Source organism: Collimonas sp. (assembly GCF_039923675.1).
In the GTDB taxonomy this organism is placed as follows: Bacteria; Pseudomonadota; Gammaproteobacteria; order Burkholderiales; family Burkholderiaceae_D; genus Collimonas.
This window is the reverse complement of record NZ_JBDTCG010000089.1, coordinates 1-18,233: the sequence shown is the minus strand read 5'-3', so window position 1 is coordinate 18,233 and position 18,233 is coordinate 1. Positions and strand designations below refer to the sequence as shown.

Here is an 18,233-nt window from a genome sequence, read left to right as displayed (position 1 = left end):
CACAAGTTTGCACGGTCTGCTCCTTGCTGAAAAGCTCGTTGCCATTGACGCATGACTCTATCCACTTGTGCTTGTCATAGGCAAGGCTGAGATAAATTGCCAAAACGATCAGGATGCATACTACAACTATGGCGATCAGCGTTTTCTTCGGGGCAGGAGTCATCGGGCGTCGATAGATGGTCAGGTGGTTGATGCTTGGCTTATGTTAGCGCAGTATTGGTGCGGCTGACGGAAGAAAATCCAGTCCGCTTTTCCGTCCTCCGTTTTGCCGGGCGCGTGACGTCCCCCGGCACATCTCATTTATTGGGCTATGAAAAATCAAGACAATAAAGTCGCGCATTGCGGCATCCTGACCGAACTCATGTTCAATTGCGTCAAGGGGAAAGTCACTCAACACGAGAAATACACTGTGGTGCGGCCCCCTCCTCTCCTGACTATTACTTTGGCAACCTGTTGCTACTGGAGCGCCCACCACACAATCAAGACCGTGCGCAACTGGAAACCGATTTTGGCAATCTGGTCGGGCTGCCGCCGCTTATCAAGCATCGTACTTTTCTATGGCCTGCGCTTGAAAGTGCGCCTTTGATACCAGATGCGTTTATCCGGGCCGGCTATGATTTTCGTGAAAGCACTGTTCTCATTGCCCGGCCGGCGGATCTGATCGCACCAAGCCAAGCAAAGCGGGAAGTTACGATCCGTCGCTATACGCATGCCGCCGACTGGGCAGACTGGAAGGCAATGCAGATGGCCGAAAACGCCGGCAACTTTCCCGAACAGGAATTCCTGAGTTATCTGGCCGGGCTGCAGGCGATGTACCCGCAAATGATTACCGACGACAAAGGTGGCTGGTGGGGTGCATTTATCGCGGATAAACAGGTCGCCAACCTTGGCATGTTCTTCACCGGAGAAACCGGGCGCTTTCAGGCAGTCTTTACACAACCACCCTATCGCAACCAAGGCATCTGCCGCGCCCTGGTGCATCATGTTGCCGCAGATGCTTTCAGACGCGCAGAAAGGCTGGTCATGGTGGCCGATGAAAAATATCACGCGGCACGGCTCTACGAAACCCTGGGATTCCAGCGACAGGAACGCATGGCAAGTCTGTGCTGGTGGCCAAGGACCGACTTCAAGCCGAGCGAAAAAAAATGAGGTTAATTGACGGCGAATCTCGGATTCCGGCATTTCAGCCACTGTTTTCCTCAACTCATGCCAAGATCGGGGTCAAGCAACACATTCTGAGAGACAATGAACAATCTAAGTTCTAACAAGGACCGACCATGCGTCGACGCATCTGGCCACTTTACCTTGCTGCCTGGCTGCCTGTTTTTCCATTCTATGTCTTGGCTACCCAGGGCGAAGGCCTGTATACCGGCAATATCAGAATTGGAGAGGGCATGCTTGCGGCAGCCTGCTGCCTCGGGCCGGCGATCCCTCTTCTTTTCCTGGTCTGGCCTTTAACCGGATATCTTAAGCGTGCCAATTGCAGCACGGTTGCGTCGGCTGCAATTCACATCGGATCGGCAATATGCTTTACCGTACTCTGCGGGTCGCTGATGTATGTCTTCATCTTTTATCACAATCTGAACACCCGAAAATCTGATATGGTGCAAGCGGTCATATGGCAGTCGTGGATGTATTTCCTTATGTATGCGGTTACTGCAGGCATTTTCCACGCCATCCGCGCAATTGAAACAACCCGCTTGCAGTCCATCGCGATTTCGCAAGCTGAAACCTTGCTGGCAAAATCGGAATTGACAGCGCTGCGCAACAAATTGAATCCGCATTTTCTTTTCAATACACTACATTCCATCATCGCCCTCACCCGCAAGGAATCCAGCGCTGCAGAAGCTGCGCTGCTTAAATTTTCAGATATGCTGCGCTATATTCTTGATACCGAAAAGAGCGGAGAATCCATGGTGACATTGGATGAGGAGCTCAAATTCGTGGGCGACTATCTCGCCCTCGAATCGCTGCGTCTCGGAACCCGCCTCAACGTTGAATGGAATATCGACGAGGCCGCAAGATACCATCTGGTGCCTGCACTCACCGTGCAGCCCCTGGTGGAGAACAGCATCAAACACGCGTTCAATCCCCACAGCCGCCCAGGCAAACTTGTCATCAGCGCACGCGTCAACAACGCCACCGATACCATTGATATCGCGGTAAGCGACGACGGTCCGGGGTGCAATCCACAGCTCATGCAGGATTCAAGCGGGCTCGGCGTCAAGACAGTCGCCAGGCGCTTGAAACTGGAATACGGCCAGCGTGGAAACCTGGATATCAAGACAGCGCCGGACGCAGGGTTCGCCATATATCTGTCCATTCCACTTGAAACAGCATGATCATCAAATCTCGCTGATACTTTCATCATTCATAGACATCGCAAAGCGCCATGAAAACAAAAACCGTCTTTATTGCAGAAGATGAACCGCTGGCCCGTGAAACCTTGCGTGACTGGATCACCGAGCGTCCGCAACTGCGCTTGATTGGCGAGGCCGCGGATGGCGCGACCGCCCTGACAAATATCGAGATCATGCTGCCCGAGGTGGTATTCATGGATATCCAGATGCCCGAGATGACCGGCCTGGAAGTCGTGCGGCAGCTGGTTCACCTGCCGGAATTCATCTTCACCACCGCCTACGATCAATATGCGGTCACAGCATTCGAATTGAACGCCGTCGACTATCTGCTCAAGCCGTTTTCGCGCGAACGATTCGATGCCGCCGTCGAGCGCTTGCTGGGAGTTTCCGCACCATCGGCAGATCTTCTACAACTGGCGCTGAAGCAGGCCGCAGAACGCGATACGGCGCAGCTCAAACGGATTCTGGTGCGCGACCGCGGTCATATTTTTCCGCTGGCGATGGACGAAATTGAATATTTGAAATCCGAAGAAAAATACACCGTCATCGCCGCCCGGAAAAAAACCTTCCTGGTACGCATCGGCCTGGCCGAACTGAGCGCGCGGCTCGACCCGGGGAAATTCATCAGGATTCACCGTTCCACTCTGGTCAATCTCGACTTTGTCGAATCCATGAAGACAGACGAGCAATCGCAGTTGCTGCTGCAGATGCGCGACGGCACGCAACTTGTCGCTAACCGGGAAGCGTCGAGGATGTTGCGCAACATGTCGATCTAGCCATAATGCAGGACCGGCGCTACGGCGAGATGATCGCCGGACCCAGGTGACGGCTGAAGAACTGCATCCAGCCAGCACGTTCGAAAGGTGGCACGCCGCCATGCCCGCCGCGATTTGCATGCAGCGTCTTCTCCGCCGAACCAATGGCATCGAACAGCGCCATGGCAGCTTGACGTGACACCATTTCATCATCCCATTGCAGCAGGAACTCGATCGGAACCGCAAGTTTCCGGGCTGCCTCGGCCAATACCTGGCTACCCTCATGCAAACCCGCCAGGCCGAATACCGCAGCCTTGATTCGCGGCTCGTCAGCCACTAGCGATATGCCGCTCAGGGCCCCCATCGAAAGCCCGAGATAGCCTACCGGCCCGCCGCTGCCAACGATATCGAGCAACTGCACCGCATCCAGAACCGCCTGCCACTCCGGCTTTGCCTGACCCGCCCATTGCATCATGCGCTCCAGCACCTCGCCGCCGAGACCTTCACCCCGGCTCATCTGCTGCCTGATTTTTTCGCCGAAACCGGCGCTCTGTTCCTGCGTGGTCCGTGCGCCATGACCAGGCCCGTCGATCAGCGCCACAGCATAGTGAAAAGTCTTGGCGTAATTTTTTGCGTAGGCGGCCAGCGGCGCAAACAACTTGTGTTGCGAACCGCCATGTCCTATCAATAACAACGGCCGCGGACCAACGGCCGCCTCAGGCGTCCACAGCACGCCAGGCACCACTGCGCCGGCTACGGTGAGGTCGAAAAGGCGTTCGGTAACGCCATCGTCAGACTGTTGAGCGGTAAATTTCATTCATTCTCCAAAGAGTGGGGAAGAAACTATTTCAACATTGTACCGGTTCTGGCGGCGTCCATTATTGTTGATATCAATACGGGACTAGCGGTTTTTGAACGGCAACGCCAGTGCATGTTATCAAATCAAAGTCTGCTTGCGGGGCCCCAGAATCATTTTCATTTCCTGCAACGGGCCTATCGTGGAAAGATACGCAAATCATTGGACAAAAAAAAACCGCCTGCCTTGCGGTAGCGGATTAAATCCAAAACTTAGGGAGAGTTGGAGGAGACTTTACGGATATGGCGACGCCAAACTGATTTTCAATACCCTTTTTATTGATTTTTTATCGGCGCAATAAACCTCTGTAGGAACCTCAATACGAGCGATTCCGGCATGATGCGGTTGAGGTTGGGTAGATATCGCGGCAGCGGGTCCGAGGTGCTGCTTGAAAAAGGCCAGTATCCGGGCATTGAAATCGGCATGGAAAGCGGTCCGATCGAAACCATGGTGGTCGCTACAGATCTCTGGTTTTGATTTGAGCAAAGCCGGTGTGCAAGGTAGAACGAAGCCGAAGTGTGTCGCATTTTCCACCAGCCTCCAGTCTGGCGCCACGGGAAGATTACGGCGAACCGCGGCCACACTGTCAGGCGTGACGCCATCGCCGCCATACGTCGAGGCCCAGAGCTGGATCGGGATACACAGCTTTTCATCCCCGTTGCGATGAAAAGTATATTGCCGTGGACGTAATGCAGAAATGACAGGCTGAAAAACCATCCGGTACGCCAGTCCCTGGAAAAAACCGGGGCGGCTCGTTCTGTCAGGGCGCTCATGGATTGATGCTGCAGATGGAGGGAGGCAGAAAGCAAAAATGGAAGCCATATCGGGCTCCCATTCAGCATTTCCTGCAACAGATTTTTCTTTGATCAATTCCGGAGTAAATCCAGAACCACCCCAGCATTCCCAACGACTCCGAGAATACTGGTAGGCACGATTGGACTCGAACCAACGACCCCTACCATGTCAAGGTAGTGCTCTAACCAGCTGAGCTACGCGCCTAAAGAAGCGAAATTATAATAGCAAATCTTGTTCGTGGCTAGTGTCTTGTGTAGATTTTTTACAAGAGCGCTTTTACGGCATGTTTTCTACGGGTTCGGGGGCCGGTTTACGCCATATGCACGCGCCTTTGGCATCCTTGTCCAAGCCGTTCAGCAGCAACTCGTGCGCTGCCAGCTCTTCTTCATTGGCTGCTCGCACCACGATTTCCGCCAAAGGCAGCAGCGCCATCGCTGCACCGTCGCCATCGGCATCGCTGTGGCCGCCGCCGACATCGATGCTAAAACTGTTCTGGCCGCGCGTCATGGCCAGATACACCTCGGCCAGCAATTCCGAGTCCAGCAATGCGCCGTGCAAGGTGCGGTGGGCATTGGAAATGCCGTAGCGATCGCACAGGGCATCCAGCGAGTTGCGCTTGCCGGGATACATTTCCTTGGCTTGCACCAGCGTATCGATGACGCCGGCGACATCGCCTGAAAACGGGCTTTGGCACAAGAGCTTGTATTCGGCGTCGAGGAAGCCCAAGTCGAAGGGGGCGTTGTGGATGATGACCTGGGCGCCGCGGGTGAAGGCGCGCAGCTCGTCGAAAATCTCGGCAAACTTCGGTTTATCGCTCAAAAACGCTGTGGTGAGGCCGTGGACCGCCAGCGCACCCTCTTCCGAATCGCGCTCGGGATTGATATAGCGATGAAAATTATTGCCGGTCAGTCGCCGGTTCATCAATTCGACGCAGCCGATTTCGATGACGCGGTCGCCGGTACGCGGGTTGAGACCGGTGGTTTCGGTATCCAGAACAATTTGGCGCATGGTCACTCAATCTTCAATACAAACATAAAAACATCCTCTGCAATAATCGTCGCAGACAACGCTGCGGACAATCTGACAGCCGTATTATAAAACCGTCGTCACGCCACGATTGGCGAGCTGGTCGGCGCGCTCGTTGCCGACGTGGCCGGAGTGTCCCTTTACCCAACGCCACTCGATTTTATGCTGCGCCTGGGCCGCATCCAGCGCTTGCCACAAGTCGACATTCTTTACCGGCTCGCGCGCCGCGGTTTTCCAGCCGCGCGCTTTCCAGCCATGAATCCATTCGCTGATGCCCTTCTGCACGTACTGGCTATCGGTGAACACCGTCACTTCACAAGGACGGGTCAAGGCGGTCAACGCTTCGATCACCGCTTTCAGCTCCATCCGGTTGTTGGTGGTATTGCGCTCGCCGCCGAACAGTTCCTTTTCCTTGCCATCCGCTACCAGCAGCGCGCCCCAGCCGCCGGTGCCAGGATTGCCCTTGCATGCGCCATCGGCAAAAATTTCTACTTTATCCATACTTGATTGCTTCACTTTCTCGCTACTTGTTGTTATCACAGCCTGCATCGTGGACTGCTCTCTGAAAATCGTTATTACTCGATACCGTTATGATCCGCCTTGTGGATCTTGTTGGTGGCAGGCACTCCGCGCGCCGCCTTGATGGCTTGCTTGCTGAAAGCCGGGCCGACCAGATGCATGCCTTTGACTCTCTTGATCGCCTGCACAATATATATCGCGCCGAAATACGGCCACCAGCGATTGCCGGCCTTTTCCATGAATGCAAAACGGTGCAGCCATTTGCTGCTGGTATACGGCGGAGCATAACAGCCGAAGTGGCCGCGGTTGACTTCCATGTTCAACAGCTTCAGCCAGTCTTTCAAACGCAGCAAACTGATGAACTCGGCGTTTTGCGGCAAGAAATGCGCGCCCGACATGCGGCCCGCAGTTTGCCGGATTCCCCACAGGCTGGCAGGATTGAAGCCACAAATGATGACCTGCCCTTCAGGGATCAGCACCCGTTCGACCTCGCGCAAAATCTGGTGCGGCTCGGCGGCGAACTCCAGCACATGCGGCAACACCACCAGATCCAGGCTCTGCGAAGCAAACGGCAATTCGGCAAAATCATGGGTCACCACCACGCCGCATTGCGCCTCACCGGCTTCCGGCAAACGACTGTCAGTAAGCCGGCTGTCAGTAACCCATTTATGGCGCATGCGGTTAGCCTGCAAAGCCTTGATTTGCGGAACGCCGATCTGCATCGCGTTGAAACCGAAGATATCCGCCGTCATGACGTCCAAGCGCGCCTGCTCCCATTCCAGCATGTAGCTGCCGGTGGGCGTCTGCAGCCAGGGGCCGAGCGCTATAATGGACTTTTCTGCTGACGGATTTCCCATGCCTGCCCTATTAAATAAATCGTTGAGTGTATTGGCCGTACCGGCATTTAACGACAATTACCTGTGGCTGATTCACGATGGCCGTCATGCCGCCGTGGTCGACCCGGGCGATGCCCAGCCAATCCTGGCCGCACTTGAAGCACATGGCCTGACACTTGCCGCTATTTTAACGACTCATCACCACGCTGACCATGTCGGCGGCGTACAAACTTTGCTGCAGCGTTTCAAAGTGCCGGTATTCGGCCCTGCCGGCGAAGCAATTACCGGCGTCACGCAGAGACTGGTTGAGGGCGATGCAGCCACCATTGCGGAGCTGGAATTAAGCTTTTCCGTGTTGGATGTTCCCGGCCACACCAGCGGCCATATTGCCTACGTGGCGCAAGGCCAGCCCTGGCTGTTTTGCGGCGACACCCTGTTTGCCGGCGGTTGCGGACGCTTGTTTGAAGGCAGCCCGGGCCAAATGGTCAGCTCGCTGGCAAAACTGAGCAAGTTGCCGGGCGACACTTTGGTTTACTGCGCCCACGAATATACCATCTCGAATCTGCGCTTTGCCATCGCGGTAGAGCCGGACAACGCGCAATTGGTCGCCCGCATGGCAAACGAACAAGCCAAGCGCAACCGCCAGCAAGCTACCGTACCCTCAACCATTGCGTTGGAAAATGCGACCAACCCGTTCCTGCGGTACCGGCAGCCAACGATTATTGCCAGTCTGAATGACAGCGGCCGTCTCACCGGCAGACAGCTGGAAACCGGTCCGGTAGCTGCTTTTGCTGCCTTGCGGGAATGGAAAAACAGCTTCAAATAATGCGGAAAAAAATCCGGCAAAAAATTTGACAAGACCAGATGTTAATCGAAGCGACCCATTGTCATCTATCGTCAGATAGTTTCCGCATATCGATTTCTTAAAAGTAATACCTAATAAATCAATCACTTATCGCATGTAACAGTGCAATTTCTGCTTGACGGGAGAAAACTGCCTTACGTACACTGCGTTTTAATCCATTATTACCGGTAGATGACATCCCGGTCACATAAATTGAAGCCATGTACCAGCTAAAACTCAAGACATTCGCCTTTGCCGCGCTTGCTTTCTTCGGCACACCGCTCTTGGCTCAAGCCAACGACATTTCCATCTACACCCCCACTTTCAGCTTGATCGACCCGAACGACCCCAGCGCCGGCATGCTTGGCATGGAGCAAGTCGACATCTGGGCCCGGATACGCAAGGGTTTCGCCATCCCTGACCTGGACAACCAGCAGGTGGTCAACCAGACCGATTTCTACAGTGCCCGGCCCGAGTATTTTGAGCGCACCACAGTGCGCGCTTCCCGTTATTTATTTCACGTAGTGCAAGAGCTGGAAAAACGCGGCATGCCGACCGAACTGGCATTGCTGCCGTTCATCGAATCCGCCTTCAATCCGGAAGCCCTTTCCAGCGCCAAGGCGGCTGGCATGTGGCAGTTCGTGCCCTCCACCGGACGCGATTACAACCTTAAGCAAAACATGTTCAAGGATGAGCGCCGCGATGTCCTGGCCTCGACCGACGCTGCGCTGACCTACCTGCAAAAATTGTATGGCATGTTTGGCGACTGGCAACTGGCGCTGGCCGCCTACAACTGGGGCGAAGGCTCGGTGCAGCGCGCCATCAACAAGAACCAGGCCGCCGGCTTGCCGACCGATTTCAATAGCCTGGCGCCATTGATGCCGGCCGAAACCCGCAATTACGTGCCGAAGCTGCAAGCCGTGAAGAACATCATTGCGGCGCCGGAAATGTATAACATCGCACTGCCCAAGGTCGATAACCAGCCTTACTTCGTCACCATCGGCAAGACACGCGACATCGACGTCAAGGTTGCAGCGCAGCTGGCGGAATTATCGCTGGACGAGTTCAAAGCCCTCAACCCGCAATTCAACCGCCCGGTCATCATCGGCAGCGCCGACACCAAGATTCTTCTGCCGGAAAGCAACGCTGAAAAATTCAAGAACAACCTGACCAAGTGGACACAAACGCTGTCATCGTGGACCTCGCACACCGTCGGCAGCGCCCGCGAGCGGATTGAAACCATCGCCGCCAAATTCGACACGACTCCGGCCATCATCCGCGAAGTCAATCACATCCCGCCAAGAATGCTACTGAAGGCCGGCTCCACCATCCTGGTGCCGAAAACCGAAGCGTCCGATAGCGATATCACCGCTGAAGTCGCCGACAACGCCACCATGGCCGTGACGCCGGATGCGCCGGAAAGCCGCCGCATCTATGTCAAAGTCGGCAAGCGCGACACCTTGGCTTCCATTGCCTCGCGTTACCGCGTCAGCGTGAGCCAGGTGAAGGCCTGGAACGGCTTGCATCACGATGGCGTCAGCCGCGGCCAAAGCCTGCAGTTGCAAGTACCGAACCGCATGGTGGCGTCAAGCTCCGGCGGCAAGAAAAGCGGTCACAATGTCCGGTATCACACTGCGGCTGCGAGCGGTAAAAACAAAGTGGCCGCGAAAAAGAACGGCAAACCGGTGGTACTGGCTTCCGCCAGAGGCTCGCGCAGCTGATATTCGCGAGCGATAGCCTGTTCAAAAGCCCCATGGCGCTGCCGCTCGGCGCCATGGGGCTTTTTTAAATTAACCGGCAATATTAAAAATGCAAGATTGCCTGGCGCACCGGCATGGTTGCCCTCAGCGCGGCGAACCCCTACAATCTTGCCCTGTTCGATAAGAAATTCAAGTACACCACCAAGCGCCCGCATGCAAACGGCGCGCACATCTGGAGTCAATATGGCATTCCTGCAAGGCAAAAAAATTCTGATCACCGGCTTGCTGTCCAACCGCTCGATCGCTTACGGCATCGCGCAAGCCTGCAAACGTGAAGGCGCCGAACTGGCGTTCACCTATGTCGGCGACCGCTTCAAGGAACGCATCACCAATTTTGCGAAAGAATTCGACAGCGAATTGATTTTCGACTGCGACGTCGGCAGCGATGAGCAAATCAACGCCCTGTTTGCCGACCTCGGCAAATCCTGGGACCACCTGGACGGCCTGGTGCACGCCATCGGCTTCGCCCCTGCGGACGCGATCGCCGGCGACTTCCTGGACGGCTTGTCACGCGAAGGTTTCAAGATAGCGCATGATATTTCCGCCTATAGCTTCCCGGCGATGGCAAAGGCAGCAATTCCGCTGCTGCGCCCGAACTCGGCGCTGCTGACCCTGACCTACCTCGGCTCGGAACGCGTGGTCCCGAACTACAACACCATGGGCCTGGCCAAGGCATCGCTGGAAGCCAGTGTTCGTTACCTGGCCGGTTCGCTGGGCCCTAAAGGGATTCGCGTCAACGGCATCTCGGCAGGACCGATCAAGACCCTGGCCGCCAGCGGTATCAAGGGCTTTGGCAAAATCCTCGGCTTTGTCGCTGAACATGCGCCGCTGCGCCGCAATGTGACCTTGGAAGATGTCGGCAATGCCTCCGCCTTCCTGCTGTCAGACCTGGCTAGCGGCATCACCGGCGAAATCACCTACGTCGACGGCGGTTTCTCGCAAGTGGTGGGCGGTATCGCCGAGTAATTCTTCCATACGTTAGAAATCTTCGCTCTACATTGATGTGTAGAGCGAAAAAAGCCCGGCAGACTATGCCGGGCTTTTTTGTTAGCGCTGCGGACGGAACCGCTTACTGATGAACAGTCACCTCGACCCGGCGAGCGCCGGCATCGTCGCCAGCCAGCGAAACCTGCGGCTTGTCCAGCATCACGCGGGCTTCTTCCACTCCTGCAGCGACCAGCAAGGCGCGTACGGCCTTGGCCCGGCCTTTCGATACTTCCGCGTTGACGTCGGCGTTGCCGCTGGCATCGTGGAAGCCGGAGACCGAGGCGCTAGCCGACGGGTTGGCTTTCAGGTACATCACGATTGCCGCGACATCGGTGGCGGCGCTAGCCGGCACTTCGGACTTGCCTGTTTCAAAGAAGATTTTCACAGCGGCGGGAACGCCGGCTGCAGCCGGCTCTGCGGCAGTGGTAACGCTAGCGACGCTGGCCGCAGCAAGCGCAGCTTCATTTTGGGCCGACGCCGTGGCGGCCGGCTTACCGCCGCCCTTGCCTGCGGTAACGCCAAAATAGCCGGCCAGCAACAACATTGCCACTACAACCACGCCTACGATGGCCCAAACAATGCCTAACGCTGCTTTTTGTTCGCTATCGTTATTATCCATGCAACCGCTCCTATTGTTGATTAGTAAATATTTGATTGTATCCGAATCTGCAAAAGACCAGAATGCGCTGCCGACAAACGACTTTATAGCGACAAATCAACGACATATTCCCGGCAATTGCGTGAATAAGCTGCGCGAAGTCTAAAAGTATTGTACTATTCTGTGCTGCGTTGCAATAACGAGCGCAGACAGTACACTGACTCACGATCATATCCAGTTTCTGGTGCGCTGTAAAAACCTGCTGTAAAAAAATAATATGTAGCTGCGCAAGCCTAAGCGTGTCCTGATCTTTGTGGGACATTGCATTGTAAAAGCCCTCCCGCCTTGTGTGTCGATCCTGACACCGTCCCGGCGCAAAGCTTTTGTGCCGAAATTTCTTTGTATTTGTCTCTTAGTCATTTCGTTGGTTGGCGTTGCTTTTTTGCGTTCGCTGCATTCATCGCTAGTCGATAGTTTGCGCGATTATTTGTAGCTTATGACGCTGCACTTTACGAAAGAAGAAAAATGACTTTTGAATCACTTGGCCTCCACACGTCCGTTATCAAAGCACTGACCGAGGCTGGCTACACCAAACCGACTAGCGTTCAAGAACAAGCCATCCCTGCCGCAATCGAAGGCCGCGACCTGATGGTGTCGTCGCAAACCGGTTCCGGCAAGACCGCGGCATTCATGCTGCCGGCGCTGCATAAATTCGCTTCCGAGCAACAAGCTGCCCCTGCTCCTGCTGCGGGCAAGACCCCGAATCAAGAAATGCAAGCCTCCCGTTCACGCGGCGAGCGTCCACGTTTCAAGCCGGCACAACCGAAGATGCTGGTATTGACACCGACCCGCGAACTGGCTTTGCAAGTTACCACTGCGACCGACAAGTACGGTTCGCACATGAAGCGCGTCAAGGCGATTTCGATCCTGGGCGGCATGCCTTATCCAAAGCAGATGCAATTGCTGGCCAAGAATCCGGAAATCCTGGTTGCTACTCCAGGCCGTTTGATCGACCACATGGAATCCGGCAAGATCGATTTCTCGCAACTGGAAATCCTGGTGCTGGACGAAGCTGACCGCATGCTGGACATGGGTTTCATCGACGACATCGAAAAGATTGTTGACGCGACTCCGGAATCCCGCCAAACCATGCTGTTCTCGGCTACGCTGGACGGCGTTGTCGGCAACATGGCAAAGCGCATCACCAAGAACCCGATGATCATCCAGATCGCCGGTTCCGCCAGCAAGCACGAAAACATCCAACAGAAGGTTCACTTCGTCGACGACCTGTCGCACAAGAATCGCCTGCTGGACCACCTGCTGCGCGACGTCACCATGGACCAGGCAGTTGTTTTCACCGCTACCAAGCGTGATGCCGACACCATCGCCGACCGTCTGAACATCGCCGGCTTCGCAGCTGCAGCCCTGCATGGCGACATGCATCAAGGCGCGCGTAACCGCACCCTGGACAGCCTGCGTCGCGGTCAAGTCCGTGTGCTGGTTGCGACCGACGTTGCCGCGCGCGGTATCGACGTTCCTGCGATCACCCACGTATTCAACTACGATCTGCCGAAATTCCCGGAAGACTACGTCCACCGTATCGGCCGTACCGGCCGTGCCGGCCGTAACGGTGTCGCGGTATCGCTGGTGAACCACGCTGAAGGCGTCAACGTCAAGCGTATCGAACGTTTCACCAAGCAATTGATCCCGGTCGATGTGGTTGAAGGTTTCGAACCAAAGCGCAGCGCTTCGGCGCCACGCTCGAACCACAAACCAGGCGGCTGGAAACCAGGTGACAACCGTGGCGGCGCGAAGCCGGCAGGCCGTACTTTCAGCAAGCCGGGCGCACCGCGTAAAGAAGGCGGTGGCGCTGGCGGCTACAAGGGCAACCGCACCAACGACAGCGGCGCACGTCGCTCGTTTGGCGATCGTTAATCACACAGGCAAGTCCGGCGATCGCATGATCGCCACGCAATAAATAAAAAGGCCACTGGAATTCCAGTGGCCTTTTTCATTGTGGCTCGCTGACACGACATGAGCGGAATCTCAGGATGTCCATCCCAGAACCACCGCGCCCGCCGCAATCACGGCGCACGAGGATAGCCGGCGGAAGGTCAGCGCCTCGCCCAGGAACATGCGCGCGATCAAGGCCGCAAACAATACCGAAGTCTCGCGCAATGCCGATACCGGCCCCATCGGCACCAGCGTAATCGCCCAGATCACAATGCCGTAGGCCAGCAACGACATGACGCCGCCACCAAGCGCATTCCAGGTTGCGCGTGTGGCCAGCACTGCCGGCAAACGACCATGCAGCGACAGGTAGATCACCAGCAAGGGCAAGCCATCCAGCAGGAACATCCAGCCGGCATACGATGCCGCACTGCCGGCCACGCGTGAACCGAGGCCGTCGACGATGGTGTAGCCGGCGATGAATACACCGGTGGTGAATGCCGACAACGGCGCATCCCATTGGCGCCGGCCATCCGGGTTGCGGCGGTTATTGAGCTTGATCTGGGCCAGGCTGATGATGCCGAGCGAAATCAGGGCGACGCCGATCAGCGTCAAAGTCCCCAACTGTTCACCGGCAAAAAAAGCGGCGCCCAGTGAAACCAGCAGCGGCGACGAGCCGCGTGCGATGGGGTAGGATTGGCCGAAATCGCCGGCCCGATAAGCACGGACCAAAAACAGGTTGTAGCCGGCATGCAGCACCACCGACATCAGGATATAGGGCCAGCTGGCAGCCGCCGGCATGGGCGCCCACAGTACGATGGGCACCGCCGCCACCGCAGAACCGACAGTCATCAGGGTGATAGCCCACAAGCGGTCGCCGCTGCTTTTCAGCATGGCGTTCCAGGACGCGTGCAGCAAGGCCGCGCACAATACCAAAGCAATCACGCCAGCAGTCATGCGCTAGCCCCGCTGAAACATCTTGAATATTCACGCATAGACTTGAATGACGGCGTTAGACAACAAAACCGTACATTGTAAATGCTAAGCGGGGTCTGCGCCTGAGACGCAAACCCCGCTTATCAACCATCAGCCGACTGGATTACTTGGCGCGCGAGCGGCCCGAACTCAAATAGTCGGCAATCGAATCCTGTGTAACCTCACCCAGATAGCTATTATCCTGGTCGATCACCGGCATCCAGCTGGTGCTGTGCTTATACATCTTCGACAACACCACGCGCAGGTTTTCATCCGGCGCCGCGCTGACGGTAAACGGCTTCATTTTCTCGATGCAGGCGCCCGCCCCGCCGCCGCGCGCATCGCGCCGCGACACATAGCCCAGCGCATGGTTGGCAGCATTGGTAACCGTGACATAACGGTAGTCGTTCTCATCCATCACGCCGTATGCGGTTGTCATGCAGGCATCTTCCTGCACCGTCGCCGAGTAGGCGGCGGCATCGCCGGCGCGCACCAGCAGCAAGCGCTTCAAGGTGGCGTCCTGACCGACAAAGGAACCGACGAACTCGTCCTTGGGCCGCGCCAGCAAGGTATCCGGATGATCTACTTGCACCAGCTTGCCGGCGCGGAAAATCGCGATCTTGTCGCCCAGCTTGATGGCTTCGTCGATATCGTGGCTGACCATGATGACGGTCTTGTTGAGCGCCCGCTGCATCTGGAAAAATTCGTTCTGGATCGATTCACGGTTGATTGGATCGACCGCGCCAAACGGCTCATCCATCAACAGCACCGGCGGATCTGCCGCCAGCGCGCGGATCACGCCGATGCGCTGCTGCTGGCCACCCGACAATTCACGCGGATAGCGGCTCAGGAAGCGCTTGGGATCAAGCGCCACCATCGCCATCAGTTCAGTCGCGCGTTCACGGCAGCGCTTCTTGTCCCAGCCGAGCAGGCGCGGCACCACGGTAATGTTTTCTTCGATGGTCATGTTGGGGAACAGGCCCACTTGCTGGATCACATAGCCGATCTTGCGGCGCAAGGTGACTTCATCGATATCTGTCGTATCTTCGCCGTTCAACAGCACGCGGCCGGAAGTCGGCGTGATCAGGCGGTTGATCATTTTCAAGGTAGTGGTCTTGCCGCAGCCGGAAGGCCCGAGGAACACGCAGATTTCACCTTCGGCAACCGTCAGGTTGACCTCATCTACCGCCTTGACCTTGTTACCGTCTTTTTGCGTGAATACTTTACTGAGTTGGTCGAGTTGAATCATGATTTTTGCATTCCTTTCGGTGTAAGCAGGCGCTGCAGCCATTGCAGCAGCAGGTCGGCGACAATCGCCAGCAAGCTGATCAAGACCGCGCCTACGACGAGTTTTTGCATATTGCTCTGGCTGATGGCGTGCAGAATCAGGACACCCAAACCACCCGCGCCGATAATCGCCGCCACGGCCATCACGCCGATATTCATGACAACGGCGGTACGGACGCCGCCCAGGATGACCGGCACCGACAAGGGCAAGTCGACCAGCCGCAACCGCTGCCAGAAAGTCATGCCGATACCGATGCCGGCTTCCTTGATGCCATGTTCGATGCCGTCCAGCGCCAGATAGGTGTTACGCATGATCGGCAGCAGCGAGTACAGGAACACCGCAGTGATCGCCGGCAGCGGCCCCAAACCCTGGCCGAAGCGCGAGAACAGCGGGATCATCAAGCCGAACAAGGCAATCGACGGCAAGGTGAGGATCACGGTCGCCAAGCCCATCATCGGGCTGGCCAGCCAGCGATGGCGGATCATCACGATGCCGAGCGGCACCCCGATAAGGATCGCCAGGCCGACCGCTATGCCGACCAGCATCAGATGCTGGATGGTGAGATGCAGGATTTCCGGCCAGGCGCTAAGCAGATAATTGAAAAATGTCATTCTGTGCCTCTCATATCAAGCCTTCGGCGCGCAGGAAATCTGCGGCGACCTGGGCTATCGGCAACTGGTCGATATCCACTTTCTTATTCATCTCGGTCATCTTGGCGGTGTCGATTTTTTCCGACAACGCATTCAACTGATCTGCCAGGTGCGGATTGGCGTCGAGGATTTCCTTGCGTACGATCGGCGTCGCGCTGTAAAACGGGAAGAAACCCTTGTTATCTTCCAGCAGCTTGAGGTTGAAGCCCTGCACCCGGCCATCTGACGAATAAGTCAGGCCGACATTCAACTGGTCGTTATGCAAGGCGGTGTACACCAGGCCGGCATCCATCTGCTTCACTTCGCTACGGTCGAACTTGAAGCCATACAAGGCTTGCAACGGCTCCAGGCCGTCAGGGCGCGAGGCAAACTCAAAGTCCACCCCGATCAGGTATTTTTTATCCGGATCCTGCTGATGACTCCGGTTGATGCTGTTGGCCAGATCTTCGATGGTATTCAACCCCTCTTCCTCGGCGCGCTTTTGCGGCACCGCCAAGGCGTAGGTGTTATTCAAGGCGGATGGCTTGAGCCAGATCAAATTCCTGGCGGCGTCGAGTTCCTTGACCTTTTCGTAGGATTGGTCCTGGTCCAGTTTTTCGTCGATCTTGTTGTAGACGATCAGCGCGGTGCCGGTGTAATCCCAGACGATATCGATCTGCCCGCTTTCCAGCGCCTGTCGCATGATAGTGGTGCCCAGGCCGTTCTTCAGATCGACGCCATAGCCCTTGGCGCTCAGGTACTGCTGCGTCATCGACGACAAAATCAATTGCTCGGTAAAGTTCTTGCCGCCGACCACCAGGTCCGCGGCGCGGGCCGGCGCCATGCCGGACAGGCCAAGCGTCACTGCCAGCAGTGCGGCAATGCGCGGTCCGGCTTTAGATAAATAATGCATGTTTGTTTTTCCTTGTCCGATGGGGAGTGATCAGCGCAACAGCCCGCGTTTGCTCAGATAGGCATTACTGCCCAGCGAGACGATGGCGTCCAGCATCAATGCCAGCACCGCGGTAGCGGTGGCGCCCAACAACAGCTGTCCCTGGTTGTTCAGATAAATGCCGGGAAAGATCAGGCCGCCCAGACTTTCGCCGCCGATCAGGATCGACAGCGGCGCGGTGCCGACGATGATTGCCAGCGCAGTGCGGACGCCGCCGACGATGATCGGCAAGGCGTTCGGCAGTTCGACCCGGAGCAGCACCTGTAGCGGCTTCATGCCGATGCCCTTGGCCGCCTCTTTCATCGAGGGCGAAACCTGCTTCAAACCCTCGAAGGTATTGCGCACGATGGGCAGCAGCGCCGCCAGCCACAAAGCGATGATGGCCGGCTTGTCGCCAATGCCAAACACCGCCAGCGCTAGCGCCAGCACCGCCATGGAAGGAATGGTGTTACCGATATTGAAGAGCTGCATCCATTTTTCGGCATGCCGGGCAAAATAAGGCCGGCTCAACAGAATGCCGGCCGGAATGCCGCACAGCAGCGACAACGACAACGACCACCCCACCAGCACCAGATGGCGGCCGGTGTAATAGATCAGGTCGCCCTGGTATTGATGGATGACCGCAAGGCCAATCGACCAGCCGATAGCGGCCACAACCAGAATAGTGATCGCGGCGCCTGCCAAGACGTTGCGATAGCGATTTGTCATGCTTTTTTCCTTCCATAAGCACAGTCGATAAAAGTCTCCGGCAAAGCACGGGCGTGAGCCTGCGATCGCAGATCCGACTTTTTTGACGATGCATATTGAATGACCACCGAGCACGCACCGCAATGGCAGGCGCCTGTCAGCGTGACATACAACTCATTTTTTATAATCTCGCCCGGTCTTCCCGCAGGGAGGACATTGAACGAGCCGACTACCGCATGGGGCGGTACAGAATGCGAGGAATCATTCCCCGACGCTAACTGAAACTCCGGCGTTGCCGAAGCATGAGACAACCCGCTGACGCGAGCCACGAAACCCAAAAATGTGCCGTTGAGAAGGCACGATGTTGTTGAGAGCCAGCTATTCTAACAACTTTTCTTGATGACGTCCAGTAATGG

At 56.4% G+C, this 18,233-nt stretch carries 18 protein-coding genes and 1 tRNA gene; 7 read left to right on the top strand and 12 right to left on the bottom strand.

All coding sequences use genetic code 11. The annotated features are described in order from the left end of the window. The first annotated feature begins 453 nt into the window (after window positions 1-453). The 3 genes from ABI171_RS18925 (at window position 454) to ABI171_RS18915 (ending at window position 3,136) form a co-directional block, all read left to right on the top strand. Window positions 454-1,149, top strand: coding sequence for a GNAT family N-acetyltransferase (locus ABI171_RS18925; RefSeq protein WP_348094089.1), 696 nt, complete (start codon window positions 454-456; stop codon window positions 1,147-1,149). A 128-nt stretch (window positions 1,150-1,277) separates the two neighbouring features. Beyond that, window positions 1,278-2,342 carry a histidine kinase gene (locus ABI171_RS18920; protein WP_348094088.1) on the top strand — a complete coding sequence of 355 codons (1,065 nt, stop codon included), beginning with the start codon at window positions 1,278-1,280 and terminating at the stop codon, window positions 2,340-2,342. 50 nt (window positions 2,343-2,392) lie between these two features. Continuing rightward, window positions 2,393-3,136, top strand: a complete 744-nt coding sequence (locus tag ABI171_RS18915; RefSeq protein ID WP_348094087.1) for a LytTR family DNA-binding domain-containing protein — start codon at window positions 2,393-2,395, stop codon at window positions 3,134-3,136. Between the two features lie 19 nt (window positions 3,137-3,155). Here the strand turns inward: ABI171_RS18915 and ABI171_RS18910 are convergent, their stop codons facing one another. The 6 genes from ABI171_RS18910 to ABI171_RS18885 all read right to left on the bottom strand — a co-directional run bounded on the left by ABI171_RS18910 (window position 3,156) and on the right by ABI171_RS18885 (window position 7,168). Then, complete coding sequence (locus ABI171_RS18910; RefSeq protein ID WP_348094086.1) at window positions 3,156-3,932, bottom strand: hypothetical protein; 777 nt, start codon at window positions 3,930-3,932, stop codon at window positions 3,156-3,158. A gap of 273 nt (window positions 3,933-4,205) precedes the next feature. Then, window positions 4,206-4,841: a hypothetical protein gene (locus ABI171_RS18905; protein ID WP_348094085.1), complete on the bottom strand. Its 636-nt coding sequence runs from the start codon at window positions 4,839-4,841 to the stop codon at window positions 4,206-4,208. A 52-nt stretch (window positions 4,842-4,893) separates the two neighbouring features. Next, window positions 4,894-4,970 (bottom strand) — tRNA-Val (locus ABI171_RS18900). Window positions 4,971-5,042: 72 nt separating this feature from the next. After that, a complete protein-coding gene (gene dnaQ / locus ABI171_RS18895; RefSeq protein WP_348094084.1) occupies window positions 5,043-5,774 on the bottom strand; it encodes a DNA polymerase III subunit epsilon in 732 nt (243 codons plus the stop codon). Between the two features lie 84 nt (window positions 5,775-5,858). Continuing rightward, on the bottom strand, window positions 5,859-6,293 hold the full coding sequence (gene rnhA / locus ABI171_RS18890) for a ribonuclease HI (protein ID WP_348094083.1): 435 nt from the start codon (window positions 6,291-6,293) through the stop codon (window positions 5,859-5,861). A gap of 74 nt (window positions 6,294-6,367) precedes the next feature. After that, window positions 6,368-7,168: a methyltransferase domain-containing protein gene (locus tag ABI171_RS18885; protein ID WP_348094082.1), complete on the bottom strand. Its 801-nt coding sequence runs from the start codon at window positions 7,166-7,168 to the stop codon at window positions 6,368-6,370. On the opposite strand from ABI171_RS18885, the gene gloB reads away from it, so the two are divergent. The 3 genes from gloB (at window position 7,167) to fabI (ending at window position 10,717) form a co-directional block, all read left to right on the top strand. Next, window positions 7,167-7,973 (top strand): hydroxyacylglutathione hydrolase, encoded by an 807-nt coding sequence (gloB, locus tag ABI171_RS18880; protein ID WP_348094081.1) that lies wholly within the window; start codon window positions 7,167-7,169, stop codon window positions 7,971-7,973. The genes ABI171_RS18885 and gloB overlap by 2 nt on opposite strands. Window positions 7,974-8,212: 239 nt before the next feature. Beyond that, window positions 8,213-9,712 (top strand): transglycosylase SLT domain-containing protein, encoded by a 1,500-nt coding sequence (locus tag ABI171_RS18875; RefSeq protein ID WP_348094080.1) that lies wholly within the window; start codon window positions 8,213-8,215, stop codon window positions 9,710-9,712. Window positions 9,713-9,934: 222 nt separating this feature from the next. Beyond that, on the top strand, window positions 9,935-10,717 hold the full coding sequence (gene fabI, locus ABI171_RS18870; RefSeq protein ID WP_348094079.1) for an enoyl-ACP reductase FabI: 783 nt from the start codon (window positions 9,935-9,937) through the stop codon (window positions 10,715-10,717). 103 nt (window positions 10,718-10,820) lie between these two features. Here fabI and ABI171_RS18865 read toward each other — a convergent pair whose 3' ends face one another. Next, window positions 10,821-11,357 (bottom strand): OmpA family protein, encoded by a 537-nt coding sequence (locus tag ABI171_RS18865; protein WP_348094078.1) that lies wholly within the window; start codon window positions 11,355-11,357, stop codon window positions 10,821-10,823. 504 nt (window positions 11,358-11,861) lie between these two features. Here ABI171_RS18865 and ABI171_RS18860 point away from each other — a divergent pair. Beyond that, window positions 11,862-13,271, top strand: coding sequence for a DEAD/DEAH box helicase (locus tag ABI171_RS18860; protein WP_348094077.1), 1,410 nt, complete (start codon window positions 11,862-11,864; stop codon window positions 13,269-13,271). 111 nt (window positions 13,272-13,382) lie between these two features. Here ABI171_RS18860 and ABI171_RS18855 read toward each other — a convergent pair whose 3' ends face one another. The 5 genes from ABI171_RS18855 to ABI171_RS18835 form a co-directional block, all read right to left on the bottom strand. Then, the gene (locus tag ABI171_RS18855) at window positions 13,383-14,243 is read right to left on the bottom strand and encodes a DMT family transporter (RefSeq protein ID WP_348094076.1); all 861 of its coding nucleotides are present in this window, start codon (window positions 14,241-14,243) and stop codon (window positions 13,383-13,385) included. A gap of 142 nt (window positions 14,244-14,385) precedes the next feature. Continuing rightward, complete coding sequence (locus ABI171_RS18850; protein WP_348094075.1) at window positions 14,386-15,510, bottom strand: ABC transporter ATP-binding protein; 1,125 nt, start codon at window positions 15,508-15,510, stop codon at window positions 14,386-14,388. Continuing rightward, window positions 15,507-16,160: an ABC transporter permease gene (locus ABI171_RS18845; RefSeq protein ID WP_348094074.1), complete on the bottom strand. Its 654-nt coding sequence runs from the start codon at window positions 16,158-16,160 to the stop codon at window positions 15,507-15,509. Before ABI171_RS18845 ends, ABI171_RS18850 begins: the two co-directional genes overlap by 4 nt. Before the next feature lie 10 nt (window positions 16,161-16,170). After that, window positions 16,171-17,091 (bottom strand): glycine betaine ABC transporter substrate-binding protein, encoded by a 921-nt coding sequence (locus tag ABI171_RS18840; protein WP_348094073.1) that lies wholly within the window; start codon window positions 17,089-17,091, stop codon window positions 16,171-16,173. A 30-nt stretch (window positions 17,092-17,121) separates the two neighbouring features. After that, a complete protein-coding gene (locus ABI171_RS18835; RefSeq protein ID WP_348094072.1) occupies window positions 17,122-17,838 on the bottom strand; it encodes an ABC transporter permease in 717 nt (238 codons plus the stop codon). Window positions 17,839-18,233: the final 395 nt, after the last annotated feature.